Source organism: Rhodopseudomonas rhenobacensis (genome assembly GCF_014203125.1).
In the GTDB taxonomy this organism is placed as follows: domain Bacteria; phylum Pseudomonadota; class Alphaproteobacteria; order Rhizobiales; family Xanthobacteraceae; genus Rhodopseudomonas_A; species Rhodopseudomonas_A rhenobacensis.
Window position 1 is genome coordinate 77,469 of sequence record NZ_JACHIH010000004.1, and the last position, 15,512, is coordinate 92,980.

A 15,512-nucleotide genomic window follows, 5' to 3' on the forward strand; every position below is an offset into this window, starting at 1 on the left:
AGCTTCAGCTTGAGGTCGTCAGCCCTTGGCGACCTCTTTGGCGAAGCTGTCGCGCAGCCCGATGGTGCGGTTGAACACCGGCTTGTCCGGCGTGGTCTCCGGATCGGGCACGAAATAGCCCTGCCGCTCGAACTGCATCACCTCGCCCGGCCCGGCGCGCAGAACCGCCGGCTCGACGCGGGCGTCGGCGAGAACTTCCAGCGACTGCGGATTGAGATCCGCGGCGAAGCTGGCCGCATCCGGCGACGGGTTGACGAACAGCGGGTTGTAGACCCGGACTTCCGCCGGCACCGCGTCCGCCGCCGACAGCCAATGCATCGTGGCTTTCACCTTGCGGCCGTCCGGCGCATTGCCGCCGCGGGTCGCCGGATCATAGCTGCAGCGCAGCTCGACGATTTCGCCGGCGTCGTTCTTCACTACCTCGGTGCACTTGATGAAGTAGGCGTAGCGCAGCCGCACCTCTTTGCCGGGCGACAGCCGGAAGAACTTCTTCGCCGGGGTCTCCATGAAGTCGTCCTGCTCGATCCACAATTCGCGACCGAATGTGATTTTGCGGCTGCCCGCCGACGGATCGTCGGGATGGTTGATGGCGTCGAGCTGTTCGCTCTCGCCTTCGGGATAATTCTCGATCACCACCTTGAGCGGCCGCAGCACCGCCATCCGCCGCAGCGAGGTCTTGTTGAGCTCCTCGCGAATGCAGAACTCCAGCATGCCGACGTCGACCACGCTGTTGGCCTTGGCGACGCCGATCCTTTTCACGAATTCGCGGATCGCCGCCGGCGGCACGCCGCGCCGCTTCAAGCCGGCGATGGTCGGCATCCGCGGATCGTCCCAGCCGTTGACGTGGCCCTGGCGCACCAGCTCGGTCAGCACCCGCTTCGACAACAGCGTGTAGGTCAAATTGAGCCTGGCGAACTCGTATTGATGCGGCTTCGACGGCACCGGCAGCTTGTCCAACAGCCACTCGTACAGCGGCCGATGGTCCTCGAATTCCAGCGTGCAGATCGAATGGGTGATGCCTTCGATCGCGTCGGACTGGCCGTGGGCGTAATCGTAACTCGGATAGATCGACCAGGCGTCGCCGGTGCGCGGATGGGTGGCGTGCAGGATGCGATACAGCACCGGGTCGCGCAAATTGATGTTGCCCGCCGCCATGTCGATCTTGGCGCGCAGCACCCTTGCGCCGTTGGGAAATTCGCCGACCTTCATGCGGCGAAACAGCTCGAGATTTTCTGCGACCGAGCGCTCGCGAAACGGCGAGTTCTTGCCGGGCTCGGTCAGCGTGCCGCGGCTGACGCGAATCTCCTCCTGCGACTGGTCGTCGACATAGGCGTGACCGGCCTCGATCAAGGTTTCCGCCCAGCCGTACAGCCGCTCGAAATAATCCGAGGCGTAATAGAGATTGGTTCCCCAGTCGTAGCCGAGCCAGTGCACGTCGGCCTGAATCGAATCGATGTATTCTTGCTCTTCCTTGGTCGGGTTGGTATCGTCGAACCGCAGGTGGCAGCGGCCGCCGAACTCCTGCGCAATGCCGAAATTCAGAGCGATCGATTTGGCGTGGCCGATGTGCAGATAGCCGTTCGGCTCCGGTGGGAAGCGCGTCACGATCTGCGCGTGTTTCTTGGAGTCGAGATCGGCCTGAACGATATCGCGAATGAAATCGCGCCCTGCCTCAGCCGTCGCTGCCTCTGCCGTCATTGCTGTGAATTCCTGCGTGTCGGGACCTTGAGGCGTATGTGCCAAATCCGGAGCGCCCCGCCAACCCCGGTTGTCCGATCGAGAGCTTTGTTTATGCATCGTTCCTGCTATACACCCTGCGCGCCGCTCCGGCGTGCCAATCATCGCAGTTCTGAATGACCCTTCCCGTCGTCACCCGCTTCGCCCCCTCGCCCACCGGCTTCCTCCACATCGGCGGCGCCCGCACCGCGCTGTTCAACTGGCTGTACGCCAAGAAACGCGGCGGCAAGATGCTGCTGCGGATCGAGGACACCGACCGCGAACGTTCCACCCAGGCGGCGATCGACGCCATCCTCGACGGCCTGAAATGGCTGGAACTGGGTTGGGACGGCGACGTGGTCTACCAATACGCCAACGCCGCGCGGCATCGCGAGGTGGTGGACGAGATGCTGGCCGCCGGCACCGCCTATCGCTGCTATGCCAGCGCCGAGGAATTGGCGCAGATGCGGGAGACCGCCAAGGCCGAGGGCCGCACCCGGTTCTATAACGGGCTGTGGCGGGACCGCGATCCGTCCGACGCCCCCGCCGGCGTCAAGCCGACGGTGCGGCTGAAGGCGCCGCTCACCGGCGAGACCGTGATCGAGGATCAGGTCCAGGGCCGTGTGGTGTGGCAGAACGACAATCTCGACGACCTGGTGCTGCTGCGCGGCGACGGCAGCCCGACCTATATGCTGGCGGTGGTGGTCGACGACCACGACATGGGCGTCACCCACGTCATCCGCGGCGACGACCATCTGATCAACGCCGCGCGGCAGAAGCAGATCTATGACGCGCTCGGCTGGGAGCTTCCCAGCATGTCGCACATCCCGCTGATCCACGGCCCGGACGGTTCGAAACTGTCGAAGCGCCACGGCGCGCTCGGCGTCGACGCCTATCGGGCGATGGGCTATTTGCCGGCGGCGCTGCGCAACTATTTGGTGCGGCTGGGCTGGGGCCACGGCGACCAGGAGATCTTCTCCACCGAGGAAATGATCGAGGCGTTCGACCTGCCGGCGATCGGCCGTTCGGCGGCGCGGTTCGATTTCGCCAAGCTCGAAAACCTCAACGGCCACTACATTCGCCACGCCGACGATCAATCGCTCGTGACCATGCTGGAAGACGTCTTGCGGTACATTCCGCATGGCGCCGACGTCGCCGCGAAGATCAACGACACCACCCGCGCGCAATTGCTGCAGGCGATGCCGGGACTGAAGGAGCGCGCCAAGACGCTGCTCGAATTGATCGACAGCGCCGGCTTCATCCTGGCCGACCGCCCGCTGCCGATCGAGCCGAAGGCTCAGGCGGTGCTGACGGCTGACACCCGAAAATTGATAGCTCAGCTTCGCGCCGCGCTGGAAACGGTGACGTCGTGGTCCGCCGCCACCACCGAGGCAGCGATGCGGGCCTTTGCCGAACAGCACGGGCTCAAGCTCGGCGCGGTGGCGCAGCCGCTGCGCGTGGCGCTGACCGGGCGCACCACCTCGCCGGGGATTTTCGACGTGCTGGCGGTGCTGGGACGGCAGGAATGCCTGTCGCGGCTGGCCGATCAAGCCTCGGAATAGACCCAGGTTTGGCGTCCGCCTGGCACAGGTCGGTGCGTCTTGCAGTGCACACAGCAATAAGCTACGCATTCAACCTGCACAAATAGAACGTCCGGTTTCCGGCGCCGTCTGGGGTTCAGAGGGTGGCGGAAGTTGGCCGCTCGGCAACGATCTCATCGGGGACCACACGATGGACGCAACAACAAATACCAAGAACGCCACGCTCACGGTCGGCAACAAGACCTATGATTTCCCGATTCTCAGCGGGACTGTCGGGCCTGATGTCGTCGACATCAGCAAGCTGTACGCCCAGGCCGGAATGTTCACCTACGATCCCGGCTTCACCTCGACCGGCAGCTGCCAATCCAAGATCACCTATATCGACGGCGACGCCGGCATTCTGCAATATCGCGGTTATCCGATCGAACAGCTCGCCGAAAAGGGCGACTTCCTCGAAACCTGCTATCTGCTGCTGTACGGCGAGTTGCCGAACAAGGCCGCGAAGGAAGATTTCGACACCCGCGTCACGCACCACAACATGGTGCACGAGCAGATGGCGCGGTTCTTCCAGGGCTTCCGCCGCGACGCCCATCCGATGGCGGTGATGGTGGCCTCGGTCGGCGCGATGGCGGCGTTCTATCACGACTCCACCGACATCAACGATCCGACCCAGCGCATGATCGCCTCGATCCGGATGATCGCCAAGATCCCGACGCTGGCCGCGATGGCCTATAAATACTCGGTCGGTCAGCCGTTCGTGTATCCGCGCAACTCGCTGAGCTACGCGGCGAACTTCCTGCGGATGTGCTTCGCCACGCCGTGCGAGGAATACGTCGTCAATCCGGTGCTGGCGCGCGCGCTCGACAAGATCTTCACGCTGCACGCCGACCACGAGCAGAACGCTTCCACCTCGACGGTGCGCATCGCAGGCTCGTCGGGCGCCAACCCGTTCGCCTGCATCGCCGCCGGCATCGCCTGCCTGTGGGGACCGGCGCATGGCGGCGCCAACGAAGCCGCGCTGAACATGCTGAAGGAGATCGGGACGGTCGAGAACATCCCCAACTTCATCAAGCAGGTGAAGGACAAGAACTCCTCGGTGCGGCTGATGGGCTTCGGCCACCGCGTCTACAAGAACTACGATCCGCGCGCCAAGATCATGCAGCAGACCTGCCACGAAGTGCTGGCGGAAACCGGCCATGGCGGCGATCCGCTGCTCAGGGTGGCGATGGAGCTGGAGAAGATCGCGCTCAGCGACGAGTACTTCATCGAGCGCAAGCTGTACCCGAACGTCGACTTCTATTCCGGCATCACGCTGAAGGCGATGGGCTTCCCGACCGACATGTTCACCGTGCTGTTCGCGGTGGCCCGCACCGTCGGCTGGATCAGCCAGTGGAGCGAGATGATCGAGGATCCGCAGCAGAAGATCGGCCGTCCGCGGCAGCTCTACACCGGCGCCACCCACCGCGACTACGTCGACATCGCGCAGCGCTCGTAAGCCGAACCAATGCTACGAAACGGCCCGCCTCGCGCGGGCCGTTTTGATTCAAGCGGGCGGTGTTGATCGAGCGGTGTGATTCAGCGCGGCACCGGCGCGGCGTCGCGCGCCACCGCCAGCACGATGTCGGCGGCGCAGGCGCTCGGCGACTGCGCGCCGGTCGACATGATGTCGTCGATCCGGGCGAACGCCGCGAGCTGGCGCTGCCGCAGCGGCGAATCCACAAGCACGTCGCGGAGCGCCGCGGCCAGCGTCGGCGCCGTGCATTCTTCCTGCAGATATTCCGGCGCGACGTTTTCGCCGACCACCAGATTGGCCAGGATCACCGAGGCGGAGGTGATCCTGCGGCGCACGATCCAGGCTTCGAGCTGGCCGGCGCGATAGGCGGTGACCATCGGCACGCCGGCGACCGCGAGCTCCAGCGTCACCGTGCCGGATTTGGCGAGTGCGGCGCGGGCGATCCGGAACGCCGCGCGCTTGTCCTGTTCGCCGACCACGATGCGCGGCTGCAGCGGCCAATGCTTCACCGCCTCGGCGATCAAGGCCTCCAGATGCGGCATGGTCGGCAGGATCAGTTCGAACGCCACGCCTTGCGCCTGTAACAGCCCGAGCGCCTCGCCGAACACCGCCATATGGTGGCGGATCTCGCTGCGCCGGCTGCCCGGCAGCACCAGCAGCACCGGCGGCGCGGCGTCGCGGCGCAGCTGCTCCTCGGGGCTTGGCCGCAGCGTGGCGATCTGCTCGGTCAGCGGATGGCCGACATAGCTGCAGGGCGGCCCCTGCAGCCGGCGATATTCGTCCGGCTCGAACGGCAGCAGCGCCAGCACGTGGTCGACGTATTTGCGCATCACCTTCGCCCGCCCCGGCCGCCACGCCCACACCGTCGGCGAGACGTAGTTGACGATCGGAATCGACGGGTCGCGCGCCCGCACCCGGCGCGCCACGCGGTGGGTGAAATCCGGGCTGTCGATGATCACCAGCACGTCGGGCGCGGCCTGCAACGCGGCGTGTGCGGCGGTGCGGATGTGGCGCAGGATGGTCGGCAACCGCCGCGCCACCGCCGACAGCCCCATGATCGACAATTCCTCGATCGGAAACAGCGACGCCAGGCCCTCGGCCTGCATCGCCCGGCCGCCGACGCCTTCGAAGCGCACGGCCTCGCCGAGCCGCTCGCGCAGCTCGCGGGTCAGGCTGGCGCCGAGCCGGTCGCCGGATTCCTCGGTGGCGATCAGGAAGATTTTTCGCACCGTCTTGGTGTCGGCGGCGATCACGTTGGCATTCCGGTGATGAACAAGCCGGCGCGGTCGGCGGCCTCGATCATCGGCTGCGGTTCGGCGACCACGGTGTGGCCGGCGACCACGGCGACGCCGGCGAGTTCAGCCGCAACGGCACCGGCGATGGTGCGCGGCCCCAGCGCCGGCAGATCGAACCGCAGGTTCTGGCCGATCTTCGGCGCCTTCACCAGCACGCCGCGCCGCGGCTTGGCGCGGATCAGCCGCTGCGCGCGCAGCCGCGCCACGCTCGCCAGCAAGGCGTCGGTGCCGCCGATATTCTCGACCGCCACGACGTGGCCGTCGATCACCACGCAGCCCTGCCCGATGTCGAACGGGCTCAGCGCCGCCAGCACCGCGCGGCCCTTGGCGATATCCGCCACCGTGCTGCCGTCGGGGGTGGCGCGGGTCAGGCAGCCCGCCGGCATCAACAGGTCCGGCGCGACGTCGCGGATGCCGAGCAGCCGAAAGCCGTCCTGCTCGAAGATCTGGCCGATGCCGGATAAGAGATGATCGTCGCCGCCGCGATACGCCGCCATCACCGCGCGGATCACCTTGATCGCGCCCCAGTCCAGCCGGACCTCGGACAATGACGGCCGCACCACCGCGCCGATGAACACCAGCTCGCGGCAATGCTCGGCGCGCAGCAGCTTCTGCAGCCGGCCGAACCGGCCGATCGAAATCCAGTGGTGACGATAACGGTGCAGCGCGGCGGCATCGCAAAAGCCGTTCAGCGCAAAGATGATCGGGGTTATGCCGCGAGCAAGCAACGAGTCGGCGACCGCGAACGGCAACACGCCGCCGCCCGCGACCAGGCCGATCGGTGAGGAGATTTGCGCGACCTCGGCCATGGCCCCCGAACCCGTCCGCTAATCGACGACGCTGCCGCCATCGGCCGGCATGCACAGCGAGCGATGCCGGCCGCCGCGGGCTTTGCCCTCGTCGATGAAGGCGATGATCTCGGCGATCGCCGGGTCCTCGCCGACGCGCGGCCGCACCCGCTCGAGCCGATCGGCGAACAGGCCTTCGCTATGGAATAGCTCATCGAAGAACGACCGCACCACGACAAGACGCTGCTTGGTGAATTTCCGCCGCCGCATGCCGACGATGTTGAGACCCGACAGATGCGCGTAGATGCCGTTGGCCAGCCCGTAGGGAATGACGTCGTCGCGCACCCCGCTGGCGCCGCCGATCATCACCTGGGCGCCGACCCGGGTAAACTGCTGAAACACCGTCATGCCGCCGATGAAGGTGAAATCGCCGATCTCGCAATGTCCACCGAGCGTCGCCGTGTTGGCGAAGATCACGTCGTTGCCGACGTGGCAATCGTGGCCGATATGGCTGCCGGTCATGAAGAAGCCGCGGTCGCCGACCCGGGTGACGCCGCCGCCGGAGACGGTGCCGCGATTCATCGTCACCGACTCGCGAATCGTGCAACCGCTGCCGACTTCGAGCCGGGTCGGCTCGCCCTTGTAGCCGGTGGATTGCGGCGGCGTGCCGAGCGAAGCGAACGGTGAGATCGTGGTGCCGTCGCCGATCGTGGTGTGGCCGTCGATATTGACGTGGGAGATCAGCCGGCAATTGGCGCCGATCACGGCGTCGCGGCCGACAATGCAAAACGGACCGATCGAGGTGCCGTCGCCGATCACGGCGCCGTCTTCAACCCGCGCGGAGGGATCGATATTGCTCATGGAGCTCCAGTCTCAGTCACTCTCGAGCCGGACGACGCGTCTTCAATGCGAACGCTCGCCGCCCGGAGTCTTGATGGCGCCCGAGCTGGTCCGAGAACCGGGAGGCTGGTTGGGATCCGCTCGAAGCTTTGATTTCGTGTGGTTAGCCCGCGCGGCCACGGCTGTCCACTGACGTTGAATGTCGCAAGATCACATCGCGACGCCCGCTCGCAGCGGGCTCAGCGTCGGCGCGTCCCGCGCCTCTCGTCAGCGCGCGGCGGCTCAGTCGGTCAGCATCGCCCCGACATCGGCTTCCGCGACCACCACACCGTTGACCTTGGCGTCGCCGTGAAACCACCACATCGCCTTGCGCCGGCCGATGCTCTTCATGTGATATTCGATGGTGTCGCCCGGCAGCACCGGCTTGCGAAACTTGCACTTGTCGATGGTGAGGAAATACACCGCGCGCGGCTTCTCGGTGCCCTCGACCGACATGATGCCGATCACGCCGGCGGTCTGCGCCATGCCCTCGATCATCAGCACGCCGGGAAACACCGGCCGCTCCGGAAAATGCCCGAGAAACGCCGGCTCGTTGAAACTGACGTTCTTGATGCCGATGCCGCTGTAATCCTGGCGGATGTTGACGACGCGGTCGATCAGCAGAAACGGATAGCGATGCGGCAGGGTTTTGAGAATCGTGTTGATGTCCACGGTCTCGATTCTGATCGGTGACTCCATCAACCTTGCCTCTCGCCCTTCGCATCCTTCGAATCAGCGCCCGGCGCACCGCTCTTCGGCAGGCGCTCCACCGCGAGGATCTCGCGGAACCATTGCTTGGTCGGCTTTGCGAAGTAGCCGCCCCAGCGGCCATTGGCCGGCACGTCGTCCTTGACCGCGCTCATCGCGGTCACCTGGGCGCCGTCGCCGATGTGGAGGTGATTGTTGATCCCGACCTTGGCGCCCAGGGCGACGTTGTCGCCGAGCGTCAGGCTTCCGGCAAGCCCGCATTGCGCGGCAATCAGGCAATGTCGACCAATTGTTACATTGTGGCCGATCTGCACCTGATTGTCGATTTTGCTGCCCTCGCCGATCACGGTGTCGCGCAGGCTGCCGCGGTCGATGGTGGTGCCGGCGCCGATCTCGACGTCATTCTGGATGATGACGCGGCCGGTCTGCGGCACCTTCTGGTGGGTCTCGGCGAAGATGAAGCCGTAGCCGTCCTGGCCGATCTGGCAGCCGGGATGGATCAGCACGTTGTTGCCGATCAGCGCGAACTGAATCACGGTGCCGGCGCCGACGTTGCAGTCGCGGCCGATGCGGACGCCCGGCGACAGCACCGCGCCGGAGCCGATCACCGAACCGGCACCGATCTCCACATGTGGCCCGATCACCGCCAACGGATCGACGGTGACGCCGTCCTCCAGCCGCGCGGTCGGATGGATCACCGCAGACGCCGCGATCCCGGTGAGGTCGAACCCGGACTGCGGCCGCATCGCGTCGCCGTGGATGATCCGGGCATAAGCCACGAAGGCGCGGAACGGGCGTTTGGCGCGCAGCACCGCGACGTGCGGCGGCACGCTGGCCTCGAACCGCTCGCTGACCAGAACCGCGCCGGCGCGGGTCTGCGCCAGCTGTCCGGCGTATTTGACGTTTTCGAAGAAGCTGAGGTGCATCGGCCCGGCTTCGTCGAGCGAGGCCACGCCGGTGATGCGCAGGTCGGCGCGCGAGGCGTCGACCAGATCCGCCTTCGTCAACGCGGCGATTTCAGCCAGCGTCGACGAAGGGCTTTTCTCAAAGAACGATGGTTGCGCCATTACGCCCGTCGCAGTCTGGCCCCGCAGGGGCTCAGAACGAGGTACCGCCACCGAACTTGAACTGCTGCACCCGGTCGAACTGACCCTTGGTGAGCGGGATCGCGTAGTCGAAGCGCAGCGGGCCGAACGGCGAGGCCCAGATCAAGCCGACACCGACCGAGGTGCGGACCAGATTGCTGTCGTCGTAGGTCATGCCAGCACAGGTACCGACATCGTTCTTGGTGGCGGGGACGCAGGTCGCGGTGTTGACCTGGTTGGTCAGCGACCACGAGGTCGGCCCCTTGTAGTCCCACAGCGAACCGGCGTCGGCATAGATCGCGCCCTTCACGCCGACTTCCTTCGGCAGGAACCAGAACGGCATCTGCAATTCTGCCGACGCGCCCCAATATTTGGTGCCGCCCAGCGCATCGCCGTAGCCGGTCAGACCGTAGTTCGAGATGTCGCGCGGACCGATGCCGTTCGGCGCGAAGCCGCGCACCAGGTTCGGACCCATCTGGAAGTGATCCAGCATGCGGATGTCCTTGCCGCCGGCTTCGTTCAGGATACCGCCCTGCACGTGGATCAATCCGACGATATCGGCGACCAGCGGGGTGTAGTACTTCGCATCGAACGCCGACTTCAGATAGCTGACGTCGCCGCCGACGCCGGCGTAATCCTGCCGGAAATCGATCAGCAGGCCGTCTGTCGGGTTCTTGTTGTTGTCCAGGGTGTTGTAGGTCAGCGTGTAGCCGATCGCCGAGGTCAGCGCCTTGCCGTCCTGCAGCTCGATGCGGACCGGAAGCGCGGCTTCGCCATCGCCGAGACAGCCATAGTTACCATAGCCGGTGTTGTTGAAGTTTCCGGCGTTGATGTAGCCCGGCGTCGGGAAATAGGCCGACGTGCCAAAGTTATTGTTACAATTGTTCAGCGCGTCCGGCAGCGAGATTTCTTGCTGATAGATCGAATAGCGCACCTGCAGCGACAGATCCTCACGCAGACCGAAGCCGAGCCGCGGGCTGAAGCCGAGCGTCTTGGTGGTGTAGGAGACATAGCTGTTGGCGAGCTGCTGGCGCTGATAGAGGTCGAGGCCGAGCGCCACCCGGTAGTCGAGCAGATAGGGCTCGACTAGCGACAGCGAATAGCCGCGGGAATACTGGCCGTAGCTGACCGAGGCCTTGGCGAACAGGCCGCGGCCGAGGAAGTTGCGTTCCGACACCGAGACTTCGGCCAACGCGCCGTCGCTGGTGGAATAGCCGCCCGACACCGAGAAGTCGCCGGTGGATTTCTCTTCGAGGTCGACCACCAGGATGATGCGGTCGCTGGACGAGCCGGGCTCGGTAACGACCTTCACGCTCTTGAAGAAGTCGAGGTTCTTCAGCCGGCGCTCGGCACGATCGACCAAGGCGCGGTTGTAGGCGTCGCCTTCGGACAGATCGAACTCGCGGCGGATCACGTAATCCCGGGTGCGGGTGTTGCCGCGCACGTCGATGCGCTCGATGTAGGTGCGTGGACCTTCATCGATCGCGAACACGATCGACACGGTGTGATTGTCGAAGTTGCGGTCGCCGCGCGGACGCACGGTGGCGAAGGAATAGCCGCGGCGGGAGGCCTCGATCGACATCTCCTCGACCGACTTTTCCAGCGCTTCGGCGTTGTACAGCGAACCGACCGACACCCGCGAATAGCTGCGGAACGAGTTGGGGTCGAGGTTCGGGATGGTCGACTGGAATTCGACCGAACCGACGCGATACTGCTGGCCTTCCTCGATCTTGAAGGTGACCAGGAAGCCCTTCTTCTCCGGATCGTATTCGGTCAGCGCGGCAACCACCTGCACGTCGGCGTAGCCGTGCTTGAGATAGTAGCGGCGGATCAGGTCGCGATCGGCCTCGACGCGATCCGGATCGTACAGATCGCCGGACGCGAGGAAGCTCAGGAAATTGGATTCGTGGGTCTTGATGACGTCCTTCAGGCGATAGGACGAGAACGCGTTGTTGCCGATGAATTCGATCGAGCGGACGCCGGTCTTGGCGCCCTCCTCGACCGTGAACACCAGGTCGACGCGGTTGTTCGGCTGCTCGATGACTTCCGGCGTGACGCGCACGTCATAGCGGCCGGAGCGGCGATAGATTTCGGCGATCCGCAACGCGTCGGACTGCACCATCGGGCGCGACAGCGTGCCGCGCGGCTTCGACTGGATTTCCGCGGTGAGCTGCTCGTCCTTGACCTTCTTGTTGCCTTCGAAGGCGACGCGGCCGATCACCGGGTTTTCCACCACGGTCACCACCAGCCGGCCACCGGCCTGGTTGATGCGCACGTCCTGGAACAGGCCGGTCTCAATCAAGGCCTTGAGGCCGTCGTCGATCCGACCCTGGTCGAGTCGACCACCGGGGCCCGGCTTAAAATAGGAGCGGATGGTCTCGACCTCGACGCGCCGGTTTCCCTCCACGGCGATCGAGTCGGCCGTTTGGGCAGCCGCGGGCGACGTCACCAGAGCGGCGGTCACCGAAACGGCGACCGGCATGGCGAAAAATACCAGAGCAGCCGTCAGGCCCCCCCGCAACACTCGCATTCCAACGTTCATGCGCAACGCGCCCTTGTCATTCCGTGCCGGATTGCACCCCAGCGCACCGGCAGATTCCCATTCGCTGCACCGCTTGTAGACAATTTTGTCGATTGGGCAAACGGCCATTCGCGGTGCAATTTCAATTTCATTCCAAGACGTTGCCTATCGGCCACGGGCTCCGAATCGCGGCTCATGACGCCGCCAGATGCAAGATATCATTGTAGGTGGCGAACACCATCAGCATCAAAACCAGCCCCAAACCGATGCGAAAACCCATTTCCTGGGCGCGTTCGGACAATGGCCGGCCCCGGACCGCTTCCACCGCATAGAACAAAAGGTGCCCGCCATCGAGCAACGGTACCGGAAACAGGTTAAGCAGTCCGATCGATATCGACAGCACTGCGGCGAGATGCAGCAGCGGCGTCAGCCCGAAGGTCGCGACCTGGCCGGAGATCTGGGCGATTCGCAGCGGCCCGCCGAGCTGGTCGGCAGCCTCGCGGCCGGTGAAGATGCCGCCGATATAGGCCAGCGTGCGGTCGACGACGAACCAGGTCTCCTTGACGCCGAGCACCAGCGCGGTTCCCGGGTTGACCCGCTCGGTCATCACGTCGCCGGGATTGCTCGAGCGGCTGATGCCGAGGATGCCGGCGCGATGCACGTTGCCGAAGCCGTCCTTGATCTCCTTCTGCACCGGGGTGGCGCGCAGCTCCAGCGTGGCGTCGCCGCGCTTGATGGTGAAGGCGAGCTCGCGGCCGGCCTCGCTGCCGACGGTGCGCTGCATTTCGGTGAAACTGTCGATGGTCTTGCCGTCGATCTTCATCACCACGTCGCCAGGCTGGAAGCCCGCGGCGGCGGCGGGGCTGTCGGCCTGCACGGCGTCGACCCGGGCGCTGGTGATCGGGCGGCCTGAAATCGTGAACAACGCGGCGAAAATCGCGATCGACAGGATGAAATTGGCGATCGGCCCGGCGGCGACGATCGCGGCGCGCGGACCGACCTTCTTGTGGTGGAAGCTGCCCTCGCGTTCCGCCGGCGTCATCTTCGACAGCGCGGCGCTCGACGGCGTCGACGCCTCGCTCTCGTCGCCGAAGAATTTGACGTAACCGCCGAGCGGGATCGCGGAGATCTTCCAGCGGGTGCCATGCTTGTCGTTGAAGCCGACCAATTCCGGACCAAAGCCCAGCGAGAACGTCAGCACCTTCACGCCAGCCCAGCGGGCGACCAGGAAATGCCCCAGTTCATGGAAGAACACGACGATCGTCAGCACAAACAGGAACGGAATGACGTAGCCGATCACGCCATGGCTCAACACATTGAAGCTGTTAAGAAATATGTCAGCCATCCGATTCCTCTCAGCAGAGCCGGTGGCCCTGAATTTAATGCTCTAGGATGCCTTTGCGGCAATTTGAGGCAATAGCGCGGCAGCCATATCTCGCGCGTTGTGGTCCACCGCGATGGCGTCGTCGGCGCAGCTCAACGGCGCCAGATTGCCGGCGCGGATCCACGAGTTCATCGTCTCCTCGACCAGCCGGGCGATCGCGCCGAACCGGATCCGCTGCGCGATGAAGGCGGCCACCGCGATCTCGTTGGCGGCGTTGTACACCGTGGTGGCGCCGTTGCCGGCGCGCAGCGCGTCATAGGCCAGTTTCAGGCCGGGGAAGCGGGCGTAGTCCGGCGCCTCGAAGGTCAACGTGCCGATTTTGGCGAGGTCGAGCGGCGCGGCGCGGCCGACGATGCGGTCCGGCCAGCCGAGACAATGCGCGATCGGGGTGCGCATATCGGGCGAGCCGAGCTGCGCCACCACCGAACGGTCGGAAAACTCCACCATGCCGTGGATGATCGACTGCGGGTGCACCACCACGTCGATCTCGTCGGGCGACAGCGCGAACAGCCAGGACGCCTCGATCACTTCGAGGCCCTTGTTCATCATCGAGGCGGAATCGATGGTGATCTTCTGCCCCATGCTCCAGTTCGGATGCTTCAGGGCCTGCGCCAGCGTCGCCTGCTCGATGTCGGCGGCGGCCCAGGTGCGGAACGGGCCGCCCGAGGCGGTGATGATCACCTTGGTGAGTTCGTCGCGATTGCCGGAGGCGAGCGCCTGGAACAATGCGTTGTGCTCGGAATCCGCCGGCAGGATGGTGGCGCCGGCCTTCGCCGCGCGATCCATGAAGAATTCACCGGCGCAAACCAGGCATTCCTTGTTGGCGAGCGCGACGTGGGCGCCGCGGTCGACCGCGGCCAACGCCGGCTTCAGCCCGGCAGCGCCTGCGACCGCCGCCATCACCCAGTCGGCCGGCCGCTCGGCGGCTTCGACGATGGCGCCCTCGCCTGCACCGCAGGCGATGTCGGTGCCGGCGAGCGCCGCGCGCAATTCGCTGAGACGCGCCGGATCGGCCACCGCGACGAAGCGCGCGTTGAACTCCTTGGCCAGCTTGGCGAGGCCGGCGACGTTGGTGTTGGCGGTCAACGCCTCGACCTGATAGCGCTCGGGCGAGGCCCGCAGCAGGTCCATCGTGCTGTCGCCGATCGACCCGGTGGCGCCGAGCACGCTGACGCTACGGACGCCGGACGCCGCGACCCGGGCGTTTCGCAATGGAACTGCACTCATTTTTTCACCAAACCATAAGACCGCGGCCGGCGCCATCCAAAGCGCCCCGCATCACCCCGAAAAGGGCCGCAACGACAATCGCCGCAACATAGCCGTCGAGGCGGTCGAGCAGACCGCCATGGCCGGGGATGATGTGACTGGAATCCTTGACGCCGAACCGCCGCTTGACCGCGGATTCGAACAGATCGCCAAGCTGCGAGACCACCGACAACAGCGCCGCCAGCGTCAGCAGCGGCAGCCATTTGCCGATCCCGAACGCGGCGAAGCCGGAGGCGACGATCAGGCTGCCGAAAAACCCGCCGAACGCGCCGGCCCAGGTCTTCTTCGGGCTGACCCGCGGCCACAGCTTCGGCCCGCCGATACTCCGGCCGGCGAAGTAGCCGCCGATGTCAGTCACCCACACCACCAGCAGCACCAGGATCAGCGCGGCAAATCCGTCATTTGGGTCGAGCCGCACCAGCACCGAGGCGATCAGCGCCGCCGCGGCATAACCATAGCCCAGCACGCTCCAACCACGGCGTTCGGCGTTCAGCGCCGCCACGGCGACCAGGCCGGCCACGGTCACCAGGATGCAGAGCGCGCCCTGCCCGAGCGCCAGCGCGGCGCCGCCGAGCAGCAGCGCGACACTTCCGGCCGCGGCCACGCGCCTGTCGCCGATCGCGCCGACGACGCTCAGCCATTCGATGTAAAGCCCGACCGCCACGGCGGTGGCGAGCGCCGCCCAGGCCCAGCCGCCCGCATAGGCGATGCCGATCGCCAGCGGCGCCAGCACCAGCGCGGTCGCTGCCCGCATCACCAGATTGCGCGAGCCTGTGTCGGCCGCCGGTGTCGGCGCCGCCTGTTCCTGATTCACCT

12 protein-coding genes are annotated in these 15,512 nt (G+C 65.6%); 2 read left to right on the forward strand and 10 right to left on the reverse strand.

All coding sequences use genetic code 11. The features are described from left to right. Positions 1-18 precede the first annotated feature (18 nt). Entirely contained in the window at positions 19-1,698 is a 1,680-nt protein-coding gene (locus HNR60_RS05340) for a glutamine--tRNA ligase/YqeY domain fusion protein (protein WP_184255090.1), read from the reverse strand. Between the two features lie 155 nt (positions 1,699-1,853). Here HNR60_RS05340 and gltX point away from each other — a divergent pair, with 155 nt between their 5' ends. Beyond that, positions 1,854-3,278, forward strand: a complete 1,425-nt coding sequence (gene gltX / locus HNR60_RS05345) for a glutamate--tRNA ligase (RefSeq protein WP_184255092.1) — start codon at positions 1,854-1,856, stop codon at positions 3,276-3,278. Positions 3,279-3,447: 169 nt separating this feature from the next. Beyond that, positions 3,448-4,752 carry a citrate synthase gene (gene gltA / locus HNR60_RS05350; protein WP_184255094.1) on the forward strand — a complete coding sequence of 435 codons (1,305 nt, stop codon included), beginning with the start codon at positions 3,448-3,450 and terminating at the stop codon, positions 4,750-4,752. A gap of 80 nt (positions 4,753-4,832) precedes the next feature. Here gltA and lpxB read toward each other — a convergent pair whose 3' ends face one another. The 9 genes from lpxB to HNR60_RS05395 all read right to left on the reverse strand — a co-directional run bounded on the left by lpxB (position 4,833) and on the right by HNR60_RS05395 (position 15,510). Next, positions 4,833-6,020 carry a lipid-A-disaccharide synthase gene (gene lpxB / locus HNR60_RS05355; RefSeq protein WP_184255490.1) on the reverse strand — a complete coding sequence of 396 codons (1,188 nt, stop codon included), beginning with the start codon at positions 6,018-6,020 and terminating at the stop codon, positions 4,833-4,835. After that, on the reverse strand, positions 6,020-6,874 hold the full coding sequence (locus HNR60_RS05360) for an LpxI family protein (protein ID WP_184255096.1): 855 nt from the start codon (positions 6,872-6,874) through the stop codon (positions 6,020-6,022). Before HNR60_RS05360 ends, lpxB begins: the two co-directional genes overlap by 1 nt. Positions 6,875-6,892: 18 nt before the next feature. Then, a complete protein-coding gene (gene lpxA, locus HNR60_RS05365) occupies positions 6,893-7,714 on the reverse strand; it encodes an acyl-ACP--UDP-N-acetylglucosamine O-acyltransferase (protein ID WP_184255098.1) in 822 nt (273 codons plus the stop codon). A gap of 261 nt (positions 7,715-7,975) precedes the next feature. Further along, entirely contained in the window at positions 7,976-8,431 is a 456-nt protein-coding gene (gene fabZ, locus HNR60_RS05370) for a 3-hydroxyacyl-ACP dehydratase FabZ (RefSeq protein ID WP_184255101.1), read from the reverse strand. After that, positions 8,431-9,507 (reverse strand): UDP-3-O-(3-hydroxymyristoyl)glucosamine N-acyltransferase, encoded by a 1,077-nt coding sequence (gene lpxD, locus HNR60_RS05375; RefSeq protein ID WP_184255103.1) that lies wholly within the window; start codon positions 9,505-9,507, stop codon positions 8,431-8,433. Before lpxD ends, fabZ begins: the two co-directional genes overlap by 1 nt. 31 nt (positions 9,508-9,538) lie before the next feature. Continuing rightward, entirely contained in the window at positions 9,539-12,067 is a 2,529-nt protein-coding gene (gene bamA, locus HNR60_RS05380) for an outer membrane protein assembly factor BamA (protein ID WP_184255105.1), read from the reverse strand. 172 nt (positions 12,068-12,239) lie between these two features. Further along, on the reverse strand, positions 12,240-13,391 hold the full coding sequence (gene rseP, locus HNR60_RS05385; RefSeq protein ID WP_184255107.1) for an RIP metalloprotease RseP: 1,152 nt from the start codon (positions 13,389-13,391) through the stop codon (positions 12,240-12,242). 42 nt (positions 13,392-13,433) lie between these two features. After that, a complete protein-coding gene (dxr, locus tag HNR60_RS05390) occupies positions 13,434-14,657 on the reverse strand; it encodes a 1-deoxy-D-xylulose-5-phosphate reductoisomerase (protein WP_184255109.1) in 1,224 nt (407 codons plus the stop codon). 4 nt (positions 14,658-14,661) lie between these two features. Then, positions 14,662-15,510, reverse strand: a complete 849-nt coding sequence (locus tag HNR60_RS05395) for a phosphatidate cytidylyltransferase (protein WP_184255492.1) — start codon at positions 15,508-15,510, stop codon at positions 14,662-14,664. Between the last annotated feature and the right edge of the window lie 2 nt (positions 15,511-15,512).

What these genes read in the sequence shown, in the direction of transcription:
- dxr (WP_184255109.1), bottom strand. Translation starts at nt 14,657, where the DNA reads ATGAGTGCAGTTCCATTGCGAAACGCCCGGGTCGCGGCGTCCGGCGTC.
- rseP (WP_184255107.1), bottom strand. Translation starts at nt 13,391, where the DNA reads ATGGCTGACATATTTCTTAACAGCTTCAATGTGTTGAGCCATGGCGTG.
- HNR60_RS05360 (WP_184255096.1), bottom strand. Translation starts at nt 6,874, where the DNA reads ATGGCCGAGGTCGCGCAAATCTCCTCACCGATCGGCCTGGTCGCGGGC.
- gltX (WP_184255092.1), top strand. Translation starts at nt 1,854, where the DNA reads ATGACCCTTCCCGTCGTCACCCGCTTCGCCCCCTCGCCCACCGGCTTC.
- fabZ (WP_184255101.1), bottom strand. Translation starts at nt 8,431, where the DNA reads ATGGAGTCACCGATCAGAATCGAGACCGTGGACATCAACACGATTCTC.
- lpxD (WP_184255103.1), bottom strand. Translation starts at nt 9,507, where the DNA reads ATGGCGCAACCATCGTTCTTTGAGAAAAGCCCTTCGTCGACGCTGGCT.
- gltA (WP_184255094.1), top strand. Translation starts at nt 3,448, where the DNA reads ATGGACGCAACAACAAATACCAAGAACGCCACGCTCACGGTCGGCAAC.
- bamA (WP_184255105.1), bottom strand. Translation starts at nt 12,067, where the DNA reads ATGAACGTTGGAATGCGAGTGTTGCGGGGGGGCCTGACGGCTGCTCTG.
- lpxA (WP_184255098.1), bottom strand. Translation starts at nt 7,714, where the DNA reads ATGAGCAATATCGATCCCTCCGCGCGGGTTGAAGACGGCGCCGTGATC.
- HNR60_RS05340 (WP_184255090.1), bottom strand. Translation starts at nt 1,698, where the DNA reads ATGACGGCAGAGGCAGCGACGGCTGAGGCAGGGCGCGATTTCATTCGC.